Raw genomic sequence first — 15,993 nt, forward strand, 5'->3', positions numbered from 1 at the left:
TGCGGTTAATTGTCGAGATAAGGCGCGAGGTCTCGCGTCGCATCCGCGAATTTGGCGCTCAGATAATCGAGCAGCGCACGCACGCGCGGCGCCATGTACTGACGCCGCTGAAACAACGCATGCACGGGCGTGTCGGGGCAACGCCATTCGGGCAGCAGAACCTCGAGCCTGCCAGCCTGCAGATCCGCGCCGATGTCCCATATGGACTTCATCGCCACACCATGTCCTTCGAGCGCCCATTGCCGCGCGAGTGCGCCATCGTTCGTCTCGCGTGCATGCGTGAGCGGAGCGGTGAAATTCTCGCTGTGGGCATCCCGCATGAAACGCCATTCGTTCGCCACGCCAGCAGCTGAACTCAGCAAAATGAAGCGATGCCGAGCGAGCGCCGCGACGTTCTCTGGCCTGCCATGCGCCTCGATATAAGCCGGTGACGCGCATAGCGTGCGACGGTTCGGCGCCATGCGCTTGGCGATCATCGTGCTGTCGGCGGGCACGCCGAAACGTATCGCGAGGTCGATATCGTCGAGTAGCAAATGCGACAGCGAGTCCGACAACACCAACGCAATGCTCACCTCGGGATGCATCTCGTTGAAGGCGTCGAGCCATTGCGTGAGGACATGGCGGCCGAAATCCGACGTGGCCGAGACGCGCAACTTGCCGCTCACCACGGCGCGTCCGGCGTGCAGCGCGGCGTGGGCGTCGTCGAGTGTTTGCAGCGCGTGCTGGCAGTGCGACAGGTATGTGCGGCCTTCGTCGGTCAGTCTCAGACTGCGCGTGGTGCGCTCGAAGAGTTGCACGCCGAGCGCGCTTTCGAGTCGCACGAGCCGCGCGCTGGCCGCAGCCGGCGATAGATCGAGCTTGCGGCCGGCCGCCGAAAGACTGCCGAGCGCCGCTGCTTCGACGAAAAGCCGGATGTCACCCAGGTTATCCACGCGCTGCCGCTCCAGGTTTGGTAGGTGGGACGATCGCGCCGAGGTGCGCGTGGGTATCATACCCGCGCCCTTATTTGCTCACCACGCCAAGTTGCTGCAGGAAAGCGAGGTTGTCTTCGAGATGCCAATTGTCGGTAATCTTGCCGTCGCGGATACGGTAGATATCGGTCGCGATGAAATCCACCGGTTGTCCGTTGCCCTGCACGCCGTTGAACGTGCCGGTGAAATGGCCCGTGAAGTGCAGATGCGTGACGACGCGGTCGCCCGTGACGATCATCTGTTCGACCGAAGCGAGGACGTCCGGCACGGCTGCATGAAACGTTTTCGATGCAGCCAGCGGGCCGGCAATGCCCTGCGGGCGGCCGGGCGGCAGCGTGCGGTCCGTGAAGTCGTCGGCGAGCGCGGCGCGTGCCTGCGCTTCGTCGCCGGTGGTCCAGAACGTGTCGTAGGTGCGGGCCGCGTGAATCTGCCGCGCCGCCTGCTGCTTCGACAGAGTTTTGTCGACGATAAGCGTCTGCGGCTCGACGAGGCTGTCGGCGGCGGACGCCGGCAGCGCACTTGCAACAAGTGCTGCACCAAGGGCAGCGGACACAATACGTAAGAGCGACATGATGTTCTCCGTGAATGGCTGTTCGTATGAGGTTTACGCGGCGCAACGCGGACTTCGGTTATTGCTTGCAATGCGCCTTGCATGAAAGCCATTCTGCGTTCCTCGATGTCGCTTGATAATGGGTCTGCCTCTTGAATGATTCTTCAGCGAAACCAAAAAGTGCCGCGCGTCTTCAAGCCTTCGCGGCCGGCGGATAAAGCGTGATGCCGAAGCGCGACGCGGCCTCGCGCATGCGGGCCTTGTCCGCGTCGGTCGGGTCGTGCGGGACGACCTGGCCGCTTTGCGCATCGGCACAAGCATCGACGAAGCGGTCGAAGCCTGCGGGCGTGCAGATCACGAGATAACGGGCTGTCTGCGCCCCGGAATTGATGAGCTGATGCTGCGAGCCACGCGGCAGCACCACGGTCGAGCCAGCCAGCAAGCGATGCCGCGTACCATCGACGATGGCATCCAGTTCGCCTTCCAGCATCAGCAGCGTCTCTTCCTCATTCTCGTGACGATGCATGGGCGTGGCGCGTCCGGCAGGCGAGAACATTTCCAGCATGCAGTAAGCATCGTCCGTATGATTGCCGGACACGAGCAGGCGAGCGCGGGAACCGCCGAAATCGTATTCGACCGGGTTATCGTTCAACATGAACATGCAAAATTCTCCATATAGTTCGTATGACATACTAATGAGACATGAGCCGAAATCGCTCTCACCGCGCTACTCTAAGCGAATATCGGCCATGCATTGGGGGCAGCCGTGCCACGTCTTTCACGCTAATCTGTCGCGAATGACGCCATGAAGAATCTCAGCCAGTTCGTTAATTTTTCTGCTGTGGCGCGCCACGGCAGCTTTGCGCAAGCAGCACGTGAACTCGGGCTTGCGCCTTCATCCGTGGCGAAAAGCGTCGCACGCTTAGAAAAGGATCTCGGGGCGCGGCTTTTTCACCGGACCACGCGCGTCGTCACGCTCACCGAAGAAGGACGCGCGCTGTTTGCGAAAAGCGCGCGCTTGCTCGAAGAAATCGAAGCGCTCGATCTGGACTCTGTCAGCGACAACGACGAGCCCGCAGGCGTGCTGCGCATTGGCGCTCCGATAGGCTATGGCGTGCGTGTCGTGTTGCCGGTGCTCGCGCGTCTGCGCGAAGGTTATCCGCTACTCGAATTCGATCTGCGTCTTTCCGATGGACGCGTGAGTCTCACCGACGAAGGACTCGATGCGTCGATCCGCTTCGGCGAGCTCGAAGACTCGTCGCTGATTGCGCAAAAGATCGACGAGCAGGCGCTCGTGTTGTGCGCGAGCCCGACGTACCTCTCGCGGCACGCAAGAATTCGCGCGGTGAGGGACCTCGAAGATCACACGTTGATTGCGTTTCGTCTGCCGACGAACGGGCGCGACCGGCCGCTCGAATTCATCGAGAACGGAGAAAAGGTATCGGTGGAACCGCAAGCGCCGTTTCGCATCAGTCACGGCGAGGCGCTGGCGGAGGCGGCGTTGCTCGGTATCGGCCTTGCGCAGATGCCCGAGTTCTTCGCGCGTCAGTATCTCGCGGCGGGCGCGCTCGTCGAAGTGCTGGCGAGTTGCCGCCCCGCGCCGCTTGCCGTGAATCTCGTGCTGCCGGGCTCGCGTGTGCGGCCCGCGCGGGTACGCGCGTTGGTCGAAGCATTCACGGCAAGTGCCTGACGCGCAAAGCCTCAATGGCCCGTTTCGCGCTTGCTCTGCTCGGCGACGGTGAGAATGGCTTCGGGCATGACCTCGAGGCGCGCCTTGGGAATGGGGTCGCCGCTTTCGTCGGAAAGACCGTAGCTGCCTTCCTCGATTTTTTGCAGCGCGCGCTGGATGTCGGCGATACGCAAGTCGTTCACGTTGCGCAGTGCCTGATTCGATATGTATTGCTCGCGTCGCTGTGCGTCGTCTTCGTATTCCTCGGCTTCGGCGCCTTGTTCTTCCTGTAGATTTCGCTCGCTCGCAATCGTGTCTTCTTCGTTGCCGAGCAATTCGCGCTGCAATGCTTCCAGACGTTCGCGCTGCTTTGCGATGAACTCGTCACTCAAGCCGTTTTCGTCGGTGGCCATGATGGTGCCTCGAGTAAGTGTTCATCAAACGTACGCTTCGGCAGTCGGCATTGTCAAGGCAACTTGTTCGTGGCCCTGCTCCTACAAAAGCAGGGCCGCTCAGGTCTCGCTCCACATGCGCAGCAGATTGTGATAGCAGCCGACCAGCGTTCGCTTTGCGGCTTCATCGCCTTGCGTGGCGTTCAGGCGTTGAATGGAGTTGTCGAGATCGAAGAGGAGGGCGCGTTGAGCGTCGTCGCGCACGAGGCTTTGCGCCCAGAAGAAGCTCGACACGCGTGCGCCGCGCGTCACGGGCCGTACTTGATGCAGGCTCGTCGCGGGATAAACGATCGCATGTCCCGCGGGCAATTTCACTTCCTGCACGCCATACGTGTCTTCTATGACGAGTTCGCCGCCATCGTAGTCTTCGGGACGGGACAGGAAGAGCGTGACGGAGACGTCGGTACGCACGCGTGCGCCATGACCCGGCACGATACGGATTGCGCCATCGACATGACTGCCGAAGTGCATGCCGCCTTCGTAGCGATTGAAGAGCGGCGGATACACGCGATTGGGCAGCACCGCGCTGATGAAGAGCGGATGCCGTTCGAGCGCGCCGACGATGGCGTCGCCCATTTCATGCGCAATGGGCGAGCCTTCCGCGATCTGCCGGTTATGTTTGACCGGCGCGCCCTGATAGCCAGCGGTTGCGCGGCCGTCGACCCATGAGTCCGTGGCGGCTTCAAGCCGTGCGCGCATGGCGGCGGCATCTTCGGGCGTGAGAACGCCGGGTATGGAGAGGATCATCGTTCTGGCTTTTCAACTGCGCGCGCCGCGCCTTGATTCGGCGTGGCGCGCGCAGGCACATCAACGGAAGCGGTAATTCAACGTCGCGAGGAAGGTGCGGCCGTAGCCCGGCACCGCGCGTCCGCCATCCGACGGGATCAGCGCGTCGTAGTAACGCTTGTCCGTCAGATTCAGCACGTTGAACTGGATATCGTAACGCTTCTGATGATAGGCGGCCATCGCGTCCCAGCGCACGTATCCGCCCACCTGAACGAGATTGTTGTTCGCTGCATAGCGCGAGGACACATACGAAGGCCCGCCGCCGATCTGCCATGCCGGCGTGAAGTCGTAGGTCGTCCAGAAGTTGAGCATGTGATGCGGCGTGTTGGCGAGCGTGTTGCCGGTCGTGCCGTCGAGCGCCTTCTGCACGGTGCCGTCCATGTAGGTGTAGCCGCCGAACATCTGCCACTGCTTCGTGATGTGGCCCGCGACGCCCAACTGATAACCGCGCACGCGGACGTCGCCATCGAGCGTGTATTCGCCGGTCGAAACCTGCGTGCGAGCGTTGGTCTTCTCGATGTTGAAGAGCGACTGCGTCAGCGAAAGGCCGCCGTTCAGCAAGTCCCACTTCGAGCCGACCTCGTAAGAACGGTTCTTTTCAGGCGGCGTGTTCTGCTGATTGTTGGTGAGCGTCAGTGCTTCGAGCGACGGGTTGAACGACGTCCCGTACGACACGTAATACGATTGCCAGTCGGCCGGCTGCCACACCACGCCGGTACGCACGCTCGTGAAGAAGTTGGTCTGCGTGGCGTAACCGGGCGCGTTGATCGAATTGTTGATCGACGCTTCATAGCGGTCCCAGCGCACACCGCCAATCCACTTCCAGTTCTCGCCGATGGACACCGTATCGTTCAAATAAAGACCAATGCCGTTCGCGCTCGATTCGGCCAGATTCGTCGCGACTTCACGATAATTCGCCGGGCGCGGCACGTATGCCGGATCGACGAGCGGCACGATGGCGAGCGTATTCGAAGGCAGGCCGGGCGTGGTCGCCGTGAAGCTCTGGTTGCTGTAGGTCTCGTGACTCAGATCGACGCCGACGAGCATGTCGTGCTTCAGGAAGCCGGTTGCGAACTTGCCCTGAAGATCGGTCGTGTTATAGACCGAGTGATCGTTGATGTTGCGGTCCTTGCCCTGCAGCCGCACGAATAGCGACGACAGCGGCAGTGCCGTGTAGTTGCCGTTCGCAAGCGCGGTCGAGGTTCCGAGCGGACCCGTCAGCACGGCCGCTGCGTTGGTCGCGCGCGCCTCGGTGCTGTAGTGGCTGAACTGCGTCTGGTTGCGCAGCGTGAACATGTCGTTGAAGCGATGTTCCACACGCGCGTTCACCGTCTGCACGTCCTGGATCGTGCGGTCGTCCGTGAAGCCGTAGAAGGTTTTCCTATCGACCGGCGCGGGATGGCCGTTCAGCGGCGGAATGCCATAGTCGGGCTGATCGTAGTTATGCTGGATCAGCGCGGACAAGGTCACCTGCGTAGGCGTACCGATGCCGAACTTCACTTCCGGGGCCACGCCGTAATCCTTGTTCTTCATCTGATCGCGGGTCGAACCGAGATCCTGTCCGAACGCGTTGATACGGAACGCGGAGGTATCCGTGAGCGGCTGGTTGATGTCGACCGTGCTGCGATAGCGGTCGTGCGTGCCCGCTTGCACGGAAACATCGGCGCGAGGCTTCAGGTTCGGCTGCTTGCTGACCTGATTGATGACGCCGCCCGTGGAACCGCGCCCGAAGTACAGCGACGACGGGCCATACAGCACGTCGATGGATTCGAGATTGAAGGTATCGCGATAGTACTGGCCGCGGTCGCGGAAGCCGTCGAGATAGATGTCGGTGCGCGCCGTGAAGCCGCGCAGGTTGATGTTGTTGCCGATCTGGCCGCCTTCGGCCGCGCCGAGGGTCACGCCCGGCACATTGCGCAAGGCGTCGGAAAACGAACTCACCGCTTGCGATTGCAGCACTGCCTTCGGCACGACCACGACGGCCTGCGGAATGTCGCGCAGCGCTGTCGGAACCTTGGCGCCGACGCTCGAGACTTCCGGCTGGAAGTCGGCTTGCTGATCGGCCTGTCCCGTGACCTTGACCGCCGGCAGCGCGGCGGTTTCCGGTGCGGATGCGTTGCTCACCGGGGCATCGGCCTGGGTCGTCTGCGTCACTTGCGGGGCGGTTTGCGCGTAAAGCGGCGCCGCAATCGGCGCAACGGTAAGCGCGGCCAACGCCGCGGCAAGCGGTGTTTTCCTCAACATGTCGTTCCTCAAATTTTTTCGACCGCATGCGTGTCGCTGACGCATGCGCAATTGACTTGTTCTTGGCTCGGCATCCACGAATCAAAAATAAGCCGTTAATTCAGGTGAATGCGAATCACTATCATTACACAAAGGCCGAAATATTTGGAAAGAATTTCACAATTCCAGGGAACTTTTTCCGAAATGGTCAGGCGATTGTAAGGGTGCGTACAGTGCCTGTACTAGATGCGTAAGAAGCAAAACGCCCGCAACGCGCGGGCGCTGCGGGCATGAATGCCGGCCAATCAGCGACGGCATCCTTTTTCGAGAACGATGGTTTCGAACAACTCGTAGTCCGCAGTGGGCGTCTGGTCCGCGCCCGGCGCGTGGTAGTAGTTCATCGTGATCGATGTCTTGCCGCCATGCTCGCCCGGATCGCAATCGAAAACGGCGATGCCGTAGCCCGTGCCCGTATCGCGTTGCGCGGACCAGATGGCGTCTTCCACCGCATCCGCGACAGGACGCACGAACGTGCCCGCCGTCGCGCCCGGAATGGGCCGGTTGCGTTTCGTGAAGACCTGCGCTTGCGGATTGCCCGTGCCCGCGTCCGTGCCGTAGACGTCGAGCGGCGCGCTGGTGCCGCCGCCGCCGAGAATCAGATGGACCGTGCCGTGCGAAGTATCGATAGGATCGTTCGCGCGATGCGCTGTCATCACCGGACGCGGTTGCAAGGTGTCGACGCGTTCGCCGGTCGTCGCATCGCGGCCTGCGTGATGATTGCAACCGCGCACGGGATGGCTGCGCTCGTAATCGTGATCGTGGCCGCACAGCACGAGGTCCACGCCGTATCGGTCGAACAAGGGCAGCCATGCTTCGCGAATGCCCTTGTCGGAGCCATTGCCCGTCTTCGACGAACTCAGCGCGTCCTGATGCATCTGCACGATGATCCAGTCGATGTCGTCGTCGCGCGACGCATCGCGCAGCGTCTTTTCGAGCCAGCGTGTCTGCTCGCCCTGACTGTAGCCGCGAATGTAGAACGACGTGCCCGGTTCGATGGCCGGATTGCCCGTGCTCGCGGCCGGCACGAGCGGAGCGGGACCGGCGACGAATGCGGCGGCATCCTGATACACGACGTCGTCGGCATCGAGCGAAACGAACAGCACCGAACTCACGCGGAAGCTATACCAGCGCCCCGGAAACTGCGTGCCGTTGTCGGGCAACGTGTAGCGCGTGAGATAGGAATCGAAGCCCTGGCGGCCGTTGTTGAACTCGACTTCGTGATTGCCCGGACAAGGCATCCACGGACGATTCGCGGCAGAGACCTGCGCGTTATTGCCGAAGTCGCGCCACACTTCAGGCTGATGAGCGGCGTTGAGATTCGCGTAGCAGAGATCGCCGTTGAGCAAGTGAAAGAGCGGGTCGAAACGTTCCACAGCTTGCACCGCGAAACGGCTTTGCGGCGACGACAACACCCAGCCCGTGTTCGGCGTCGCGAGGTCGCCATAACTCGTGAAGCGGAACTTGCGACGGCCGCGCGGCGCCGTGCGAAAGCTCGCGCTGAAAGGCTGGGCCGCGTTGCTGTCGTTATCGGCGGTGACTTCGTAGTGATACGTCGTGTCCGGATGAAGGTCGCCAAGACGCGCATGATACGTGCAGACAATCTCGCCGTTCAGACCATCGGTATAAGTGCGTTGTACGCCGTGAATCACGCTTGCATGACCTTCGTGCGTTCTGATGCGAACACGCGGATGCACGGCCTGCGCAAGCGATGCCCAGCTCACGACGACTTCGCGCGTCGGGTCTTGGCCCCAAGTCAGATGCACTTGTTCGGGCGTGCCATCCGGGCCGGGCGATGCCGCGTTCGCCGTCGCGCTCATGACATTGGCCGCGGTGGCTATGCCGGACGCACCGGCGAGCTTGAGAAAGCCTCTGCGCGATGCAATAGATGCGGAGTCTTGCGGGTTCTTCGTTACCATGGACGGGCCGTCTCCTCGTTTGATCAGGACGCGATGTGTCCGGAGACATTATTACTATCGGTATGACCCGGCTATGACAAACGGCCTGCACGACCGGCTTAGGTGAAAACAGGAGCGAAGAATGGCAAGCAACGAGTACGTGGTGTTCAAGGGAAAGGTAAGGCTTGGCGTTCCCTTTCTGGACGGTTACAAAGGCGACCCGCACTATGTGATCGTAAGCGACGACGAGAAGGGCAACGAGTTTCGCATCGTCACGAACGTGAAGTCGGATAGCTCGCTGACGGGTCCTGCGGGTTACCTCGTGTTGTATGTGCTGAATCAGAACTTCGACAACGCGATCACGGCAGACCTCGCGAAACTGAATGCGGGCGTCACCACATCGAGCTTTCCTAAACTCGACTACGTGCACGAAGAAGGCCTCGTCGATCTAAGCGCCATGCGTCCGATTCCGCTCGACACGGCAAGCGAGCACAACGACATCAACGCGCTCGTCAACGAGATGCTGCAGCTCGATATGTCAGCCGATCCGGTGAACTATGTTTATCCGACGCCGAGCTACAAGGATGAACGGCGCGGCTGGAAACCAACGAAGGACGTCACGGTTTATGGTTTCGGCTTTCTCTTTCAGCCGGGAGAAGACGGGCTTCACGAGACGCATATGAATCAGGGCAATCCAAAGCCCATGAAGGGTAGCCACGTGAAGGATCATTCGAATGAAAACGGTGTGTCGCAGGATGGTGCCGTGATCGTCGAAGTGGATGGCAAGTATCAGGCGCTCTTCGTGGCGTTTCAAACGCAACTCGTGCCGACAGATAATCGCGGCTTTCCGATTCCGGGCGAGTCGCATCCTATACTCGACTGAACTCAGCATGCGAATTCATCCTGCCATACCGATCATCCGCATCTTTGCCGTCGATCGGGCCAAGGAGTTCTATCTCGACTTCCTCGGCTTCACGCTCGAATGGGAGCATACGTTCGGCGAGAACTTTCCCCTCTACGCGCAGATCAGGCGCTCGGACCTCACGTTGCACTTGAGCGAGCATCATGGCGATGCAACACCCGGTTCGACCATCTTCGTGCCGATGGAAGATATCGATACGTTGCATCGCGAGCTGGAAGCGAAGGCGTATCGATATGCGAAGCCCGGCGTCGAAACGGTGGACTGGGGACGCGTGATGGAAGTCGCCGATCCGTTCGGCAATCGCATTCGGTTCTGCGAACTGGCGAAGAACTGACGGCAATCCCAGGCTACACGGCCAACGCCGCCACGATCACTTGCGGCAGTGCGAGCAAACGCTGCGGCGCGAGCAGCAGCTTTGCCTCGCGGATGCCTGCGCCCATCACGATGCGCTCGCGCTCCATCACGGACGCTTCCACGAGCACGGTCATCGACTCAGGCAAGCCAAACGCGGTGATGCCGCCGTACTCCATGCCCGACAACTCCGTGGCCGCTTCGCGCGACGCGAACGAAATACGTTGCGCGCCGAGTTCGCGTTTGACCGCACCGTTCACGTCGAGCCGGCGCGTCGCCAGCGTGACGATAGCGGCGAACTGTTCGCCTCCGTCCTTCTTGAAGCGCACGACGATGGTGTTCGCGCAGTCGTCGAGATCGATACCGAAGCGCGCGCTGCAGGCGGCGGTATCGGAGGCGTCGTCGGGCACGCGAAACACATCGACGTTTGCGCCGTTCAGCGGCGCGAGCACGGATGCGGGCAGGCGCGCGGCCGCTTCGTCGGCGGACATGATGTCGAGATTCAGAGCGTAATCGGCTTGTGGCGTGTTCATGAGCGTTCGATAAAGAGGCTTCAGGCAAAGGCCCGAAGTGCCGAAAAAAAGCCAAGCGTAACCGAATCCAGTGAGCCGCGCAGCGCTGCAACCATGCTGGAAGCATCGACCGGATATACTTGTCCCTCGTGGAATCGAATGCGAACAGGCAAGCAAGCCGCGTTCGCGCTCGAAAAGATATCTTTGTTCAGGGGCTGGAATGAGTCGATCGACGGTCACGTACCGGGGCTATGAGCTGGTTATCAAGAACGCGTCCAACGGTGTGGCGCAATGTTGGGCGTGGAAGGATCAGAAGGCCGCGTTCAAGGAAACCGGAGAGACGCTCGACGACGCCGAACGCACCGTGCGTGCGGCGATCGATGCGGAAATGGGACCGGCGACCGGCGCGGGAGATGCGGCAGTGGACGCCTACATCGCGGCGTTCAAGGCTATCTTGCCCGTCAGCGAAGGGCAGCGGAAGATGCTCGTCGCGCACTATCAGGCGCCCGCGCGCACCATCACCGCCATGCAGTTGGCCAAGGCCGCGGGCTATGCCAGCTATCGCGGCGCCAATGTGCAATACGGCAATCTGGGCAAGCTCATTTACGAGCAGCATCCTGTGGACCTGCCGCGCCGTCCGCGCGACAACTCGCTCATCTTTACGTATGCCATTGCCGATCCCGGCGCGGTGGCGGCTGGCAGCGTGCTCGAAGGCTATACCGAAGAGCACGAAGCCGAATGGAGTTGGCCAATGCGCGCGGCAGTCGCACAAGCGCTGGTCGCATTGGGCATCGTGAAGGCCTGAGGCACATGACCCAAGCATGATCAAACTCTGCCTGCTCGATTTCGACGGAACGTTGTGCGCCACGCATGACGCAATTCGCACCTGCATCGAATTGACCTTCGATCATTACGGTGTGGAGCGGCCCGATGCCGCGCGCGTCGAGCACGTGATCGAAGCGGGCGTGGTCATGTCCGAGGCCATGCGGCAGCTCATGGGCTCGCGTCTGAGCGTGGCTCAAGCGGATGAATGGGCGGCCACGTATCGCGCGTATTACGTCGAACGTGGACTGCAACATACGCAGCTTTTCGCCGATGTCGAACGCGTGCTCACGGAGTTGCAGACCTTGGGCGTTGCCCTGGTGATCACGAGCAACAAGGCGGAAGCGTCGGTGAAGAAGGCAATCGATCATTACGGGATCGCCCACTTCTTCGACATGCTCGTATGCGACCCGCCCGGCTTGCCGAAGAAGCCGGATGCGGCGTGTTACGAGCAACTTATCGCGCCTCGCTATCTGCATGTGCCCCGAGCTGAGATTGCCGTCGTCGGCGACACGCAAGCGGATCTGGGCCTTGCGCGCAACATCGGCGCCATTGCTTGCTGGGCCGCGTATGGCTACGGCGACAAGGCGCGTTGCACGGCGATGGAGCCGGATATCGTATTGCAGGGCTTCGGTGAACTGGTTGAGAAGCTGAAAGCTTAAGCGCGCGATGAACCTCGGGCGAAGCCGCGCGCATCGCCCAAGTTTGCCGATTTTCGATAACTCCCCGGTTTTTGAGCCGCTAGGATGGCCTTCGACGAGGCCTTCCAAGAGCGAGCCGCCCATGAGCTTTACCGAAACGATCGGCGTGCGCACCTACCGCTTCGCCGACCTTAAATCCCTGCTGGCAAAGGCAAGCCCTATGCGCTCGGGCGACCAACTTGCGGGCGTGGCCGCGACGAGCGAGGAAGAACGTGTCGCCGCTAAACTAGCGCTGGCGAACGTGCCCTTGCAAAGGTTCCTCGAAGAACCGCTCATTCCCTACGAGCAGGACGAAGTCACGCGGCTGATCGTCGATGAACACTCGCGCGAGGCCTTCGCGGACATCGCGCATCTCACCGTCGGCGATTTCCGCAACTGGCTCTTGAGCCACACGACCGATACCGCCGCGCTCGAACGCATCACCTTTGGTCTCACGCCTGAAATGATCGCGGCCGTGTCGAAGCTGATGCGCAATCAGGACCTCATCGCGGTTGCACGCAAGCGGCCGGTCGTGACGCGCTTTCGCAATACCATCGGTTTGCCGGGGCGCATGTCGGTGCGTCTGCAACCGAATCATCCGACCGATGACGTGAAGGGCATCGCGGCATCCATGCTCGATGGCCTGATGTACGGTTGCGGCGATGCCGTCATCGGCATCAATCCCGCCAGCGACAATCTTGCCGCGATCACGACCCTGCTTGTGACGATCGACGAATTTCGCGAGCGCTTCGGCGTACCGACGCAGTCCTGCGTGCTCACGCATGTGACCAACACGATCACGGCCATCGAGAAGGGCGCGCCTGTCGATCTCGTGTTTCAGTCGATTGCGGGCACCGAAAAGGCCAATACGAGCTTCGGCATTTCGCTCGCGTTGCTGCAAGAATCGTTCGAAGCCGCGCGCTCGCTCAAACGCGGCACCGTGGGCGACAATGTGATGTACTTCGAGACGGGACAGGGCAGCGCGCTGTCGGCGAACGCGCATCATGGCGTCGATCAACAGACCTGCGAAGTGCGTGCGTATGCCGTCGCGCGCAAGTTCGAACCGCTGCTCGTCAACACGGTGGTCGGGTTCATCGGTCCCGAGTATCTTTACGATGGCAAGCAGATCATGCGCGCCGGTCTCGAAGATCACTTTTGCGGCAAGCTGCTCGGCGTGCCGATGGGGTGCGACATTTGCTACACCAATCACGCCGAAGCGGACCAGGACGACATGGACAGCCTGCTCACGTTGCTCGGTGTCGCGGGCATCAACTTCATCATCGGCGTGCCAGGCGCGGACGATGTCATGCTCAACTATCAAAGCACCTCGTTTCACGACGCGCTCTATGCGCGCGAAGTGCTCGGCCTGCGCCGCGCGCCCGAGTTCGAAACCTGGCTCGAAACGATGCAGATAGCTAATGCGCGCGGCGCATTGATCGATTCGGCGACGCGTCAGCCCTTGCTCGAAGCATCGCGCGAATGGATGGGGGCCGCATGAGCGATACGCTCGTCAAGAACCCGTGGCAGTCGTTGCGGCAATTCACGAACGCGCGCATTGCGCTCGGCCGCGCGGGCAGTGGCATGCCGACCGAACCGTTGCTTGCGTTCAATCTCGCGCATGCGCAGGCGCGCGACGCCGTGCATCATCCCCTCGATGTCGACGCACTTCGCGCGCGTCTTGCCGATGCCGGCTTTGCGAACGTCGTCGATGTGCATAGCGCGGCGCCGGATCGCGCGCATTATCTGCGTCGCCCCGACCTTGGCCGCCGTCTCGCCGATGAAAGCCGCGCAATGCTCGACGCAACGTGTGCACGAGACCATGACGTGCTCTTCGTGATCGCGGACGGCTTGTCGGCGTTTGCCGCATCGAAGCAGGCCGTGCCTTTCTTGCAGGCGATTCTTTCGAAACTCGACGACTGGAACATCGGACCTGTCGTGATCGCCCGGCAAGGACGCGTCGCGCTCGCCGACGAGATCGGCGAAGTAATGCGCGCGCGTATCGTCGTGATGTTGATCGGCGAACGGCCGGGCCTGAGCTCGCCGGACAGTCTCGGCATCTACGTGACTTACGCGCCAGCGGTAGGCCGCAGCGACGCCGAGCGCAACTGCATATCCAACGTGCGTCCGGAAGGTTTGAACCACGACGCGGCCGCGTACAAGCTGCATTATCTGCTGACGCATGCGCGTCGTCTGGGCCTTACGGGCGTCGCGCTCAAGGACGACAGCGACGCGGCTATCGCCGCGAAAGAACCACTGACGTCGATTGCGTGCCACGCCTGAACGACACACTTCATTTTGGTGATCTATATTCGTCCCATGAGAAGCGCAGCGAGACCATCCAAGCCGAATGCTGACGCGCCGCGCGGTCCGTGCGTGCATCGGCTCGTCTCGCACGATGCGGACGAGCAGGCGGGCAATCTGCGCGGCTGGCGGCAGGTCTACGATCAGTTGAGCGCCGGACGCTTCGTCGGCACGCTTGCCGAGATCGACTTCGACGACGTGCAGTTGTTTCGCGAGACGACGAGCCAGACCTTGCGCCAAAGCTGCGAAGTGCCGGTCGATGCGTGCTGGTTCGGCATCCCGCTCTTGCGCGATGGCGCCGGGCGCATACAGTCGCGCGCCATCGATGAAAACGCGCTTGCGGTTCGCCCGGGCGGCGTCGAGTTCGAACTGTTGACGCCGTCCGGCTACGAAATTCTCGGCGTGGTTGCAACGCATGATGCGCTGCGCCGTCATGCCGAAGACGTCGAGCATATCGATCTCGAATGCGCCACGTCGCGCGGTGAGATCGTCGTCGTGGGTGCGGGAGAACGTGCGCGACTCGCGGCATCGCTCATGACCATGTTACGAAGCGAAATCACACCGACCGAGTCGATGCGCTCGTCCTTGTTGTCGTGGCTCTTCGAGTGCGGCGCGCTGCAATGCGGCGAGCCGGTCGCGCTGCCCGTGGCCTCGCGTCGTCATGCGATCGCAACGCAAGCGCGTCACTATGTGCTCGAAAATCACGACCGCGCCGTGAACGTGCCCGAACTGTGCACGCATCTGCATGTGAGCCGCCGCACGCTTCAATACTGTTTTCAGGAAGCATTCGGCATGGCGCCGAATGTCTATTTGCGCGCCATACGCCTCAACGGTGCGCGACGTCAGCTACGACATGCCGGTGCCGCGCAAAAGACGCAAACCGTTCAGGACGCTGCCGCTGCATGGGGTTTCTGGCACCTCAGCCAGTTCGCGCTCGACTATCGCAAGCTTTTCGGCATGCGTCCTTCGGAAACGCTCAACACCGCAACCGCGCGAGCTCACGGCTTTGCCACGATCGACAGATAGCGCGCCGGCATCTTGACGCCATAGCATGCGTGCGGCGTGGCTGCATCGAAATACACGCTGTCGCCTTTTTCGAGCATGAGCGGTGCGTAGTCGCGCATCATGAATATCAACGAGCCATCGGTGACGTAGATGAACTCCTGTCCGTCATGCGCCGAGAGCACATGCTTGCCGGTATCGGCACTGGCTTCGATGAGCGTCGGCTCCATCGACTTCGTCACGAGGTCCGCGCCGAGCCATTCAAAGATACCGGTGGAGGTCGGATGCTTCACGCCATGACCCGCGCGGCTTACTGCCCGACAGCCTTGCGCAAAGGACTTTTCGTTGCCGCCGACCATGTCGGGCCAACGGATATCGAGCGCCTTCGCTAGCCGCGACAACACCGAATAAGTCGGCGATATACGGCCATTCTCGATACGCGAGATGGTCGAGATCGCCACCGACGACAACTCCGACAACGCCGCGAGCGTCATGCCCCGCGCGTGCCGATGATGCGCGATGGTCTCCCCGGGACTCGCTTCGCTTGTTTCTTCAACAGGCGCGGGTGCGGGCGCCGCCTCGGCTTCTGGCTTGCGCTTGGGCTTGCGCACGACCGCCGCCTTTGCCGCAGGGCTCGTTCTCTGCGCCGCCTTCCGCGGGCGATTTTCTGTTTGCATGGTGTCTCTTGTATTCGTTCGATATGCGGGGAGCCGCCACTTCGCCATCACGACATGGTGACATAAGCGCCCGGCGTTTGCATGTTTTTGCGTATATGCAAAAGTTTTTCTTGACCATCA

General features: G+C 61.4%; 17 protein-coding genes. 8 read left to right on the forward strand and 9 right to left on the reverse strand.

Going from position 1 to position 15,993, the window contains the following annotated elements:
- Positions 1–5: 5 nt before the first annotated feature.
- The 3 genes from NCT03_RS21790 to NCT03_RS21800 form a co-directional block, all read right to left on the reverse strand.
- The gene (locus tag NCT03_RS21790) at positions 6–932 is read right to left on the reverse strand and encodes a LysR family transcriptional regulator (protein ID WP_244831127.1); all 927 of its coding nucleotides are present in this window, start codon (positions 930–932) and stop codon (positions 6–8) included.
- A gap of 70 nt (positions 933–1,002) precedes the next feature.
- Positions 1,003–1,542: an ester cyclase gene (locus tag NCT03_RS21795; protein WP_250493872.1), complete on the reverse strand. Its 540-nt coding sequence runs from the start codon at positions 1,540–1,542 to the stop codon at positions 1,003–1,005.
- Positions 1,543–1,714: 172 nt separating this feature from the next.
- Positions 1,715–2,182: a cupin domain-containing protein gene (locus NCT03_RS21800; RefSeq protein WP_250493873.1), complete on the reverse strand. Its 468-nt coding sequence runs from the start codon at positions 2,180–2,182 to the stop codon at positions 1,715–1,717.
- Positions 2,183–2,326: 144 nt separating this feature from the next.
- On the opposite strand from NCT03_RS21800, the gene NCT03_RS21805 reads away from it, so the two are divergent.
- Positions 2,327–3,211, forward strand: a complete 885-nt coding sequence (locus NCT03_RS21805) for a LysR family transcriptional regulator (RefSeq protein WP_250493874.1) — start codon at positions 2,327–2,329, stop codon at positions 3,209–3,211.
- An 11-nt stretch (positions 3,212–3,222) separates the two neighbouring features.
- On the opposite strand, the gene NCT03_RS21810 is transcribed toward NCT03_RS21805, so the two are convergent.
- The 4 genes from NCT03_RS21810 to NCT03_RS21825 form a co-directional block, all read right to left on the reverse strand.
- A complete protein-coding gene (locus NCT03_RS21810; RefSeq protein WP_250493875.1) occupies positions 3,223–3,603 on the reverse strand; it encodes a TraR/DksA family transcriptional regulator in 381 nt (126 codons plus the stop codon).
- Between the two features lie 99 nt (positions 3,604–3,702).
- Positions 3,703–4,389: a Fe2+-dependent dioxygenase gene (locus tag NCT03_RS21815; protein WP_244831132.1), complete on the reverse strand. Its 687-nt coding sequence runs from the start codon at positions 4,387–4,389 to the stop codon at positions 3,703–3,705.
- A 60-nt stretch (positions 4,390–4,449) separates the two neighbouring features.
- On the reverse strand, positions 4,450–6,672 hold the full coding sequence (locus NCT03_RS21820) for a TonB-dependent receptor (protein WP_250493877.1): 2,223 nt from the start codon (positions 6,670–6,672) through the stop codon (positions 4,450–4,452).
- 284 nt (positions 6,673–6,956) lie between these two features.
- Positions 6,957–8,627 carry a purple acid phosphatase family protein gene (locus NCT03_RS21825; protein ID WP_250493878.1) on the reverse strand — a complete coding sequence of 557 codons (1,671 nt, stop codon included), beginning with the start codon at positions 8,625–8,627 and terminating at the stop codon, positions 6,957–6,959.
- 121 nt (positions 8,628–8,748) lie between these two features.
- Here NCT03_RS21825 and NCT03_RS21830 point away from each other — a divergent pair, with 121 nt between their 5' ends.
- The gene (locus tag NCT03_RS21830; RefSeq protein ID WP_250493880.1) at positions 8,749–9,489 is read left to right on the forward strand and encodes a DUF2278 family protein; all 741 of its coding nucleotides are present in this window, start codon (positions 8,749–8,751) and stop codon (positions 9,487–9,489) included.
- Positions 9,490–9,496: 7 nt separating this feature from the next.
- Positions 9,497–9,862 carry a glyoxalase superfamily protein gene (locus NCT03_RS21835; RefSeq protein ID WP_250493881.1) on the forward strand — a complete coding sequence of 122 codons (366 nt, stop codon included), beginning with the start codon at positions 9,497–9,499 and terminating at the stop codon, positions 9,860–9,862.
- A 13-nt stretch (positions 9,863–9,875) separates the two neighbouring features.
- Here the strand turns inward: NCT03_RS21835 and NCT03_RS21840 are convergent, their stop codons facing one another.
- On the reverse strand, positions 9,876–10,412 hold the full coding sequence (locus NCT03_RS21840; RefSeq protein WP_250493883.1) for a YbaK/EbsC family protein: 537 nt from the start codon (positions 10,410–10,412) through the stop codon (positions 9,876–9,878).
- Between the two features lie 199 nt (positions 10,413–10,611).
- Here NCT03_RS21840 and NCT03_RS21845 point away from each other — a divergent pair, with 199 nt between their 5' ends.
- From NCT03_RS21845 to NCT03_RS21865, 5 genes are all read left to right on the forward strand, one after another.
- Positions 10,612–11,196, forward strand: coding sequence for a hypothetical protein (locus tag NCT03_RS21845; protein ID WP_244831137.1), 585 nt, complete (start codon positions 10,612–10,614; stop codon positions 11,194–11,196).
- Between the two features lie 16 nt (positions 11,197–11,212).
- The gene (locus tag NCT03_RS21850; RefSeq protein ID WP_250493884.1) at positions 11,213–11,875 is read left to right on the forward strand and encodes an HAD family hydrolase; all 663 of its coding nucleotides are present in this window, start codon (positions 11,213–11,215) and stop codon (positions 11,873–11,875) included.
- Between the two features lie 121 nt (positions 11,876–11,996).
- Complete coding sequence (locus NCT03_RS21855; protein WP_250493887.1) at positions 11,997–13,391, forward strand: ethanolamine ammonia-lyase subunit EutB; 1,395 nt, start codon at positions 11,997–11,999, stop codon at positions 13,389–13,391.
- The gene (eutC, locus tag NCT03_RS21860) at positions 13,388–14,173 is read left to right on the forward strand and encodes an ethanolamine ammonia-lyase subunit EutC (RefSeq protein WP_250493888.1); all 786 of its coding nucleotides are present in this window, start codon (positions 13,388–13,390) and stop codon (positions 14,171–14,173) included. The genes NCT03_RS21855 and eutC overlap by 4 nt, the downstream gene beginning before the upstream one ends.
- Before the next feature lie 36 nt (positions 14,174–14,209).
- Positions 14,210–15,220, forward strand: a complete 1,011-nt coding sequence (locus NCT03_RS21865; protein ID WP_250493889.1) for a helix-turn-helix domain-containing protein — start codon at positions 14,210–14,212, stop codon at positions 15,218–15,220.
- Here NCT03_RS21865 and NCT03_RS21870 read toward each other — a convergent pair.
- Complete coding sequence (locus NCT03_RS21870; protein WP_244831142.1) at positions 15,193–15,807, reverse strand: helix-turn-helix domain-containing protein; 615 nt, start codon at positions 15,805–15,807, stop codon at positions 15,193–15,195. The two genes, NCT03_RS21865 and NCT03_RS21870, sit on opposite strands and share 28 nt — an antisense overlap.
- Between the last annotated feature and the right edge of the window lie 186 nt (positions 15,808–15,993).

The organism is Caballeronia sp. GAWG1-1, assembly GCF_023631465.1.
Classification (GTDB): domain Bacteria; phylum Pseudomonadota; class Gammaproteobacteria; order Burkholderiales; family Burkholderiaceae; genus Caballeronia.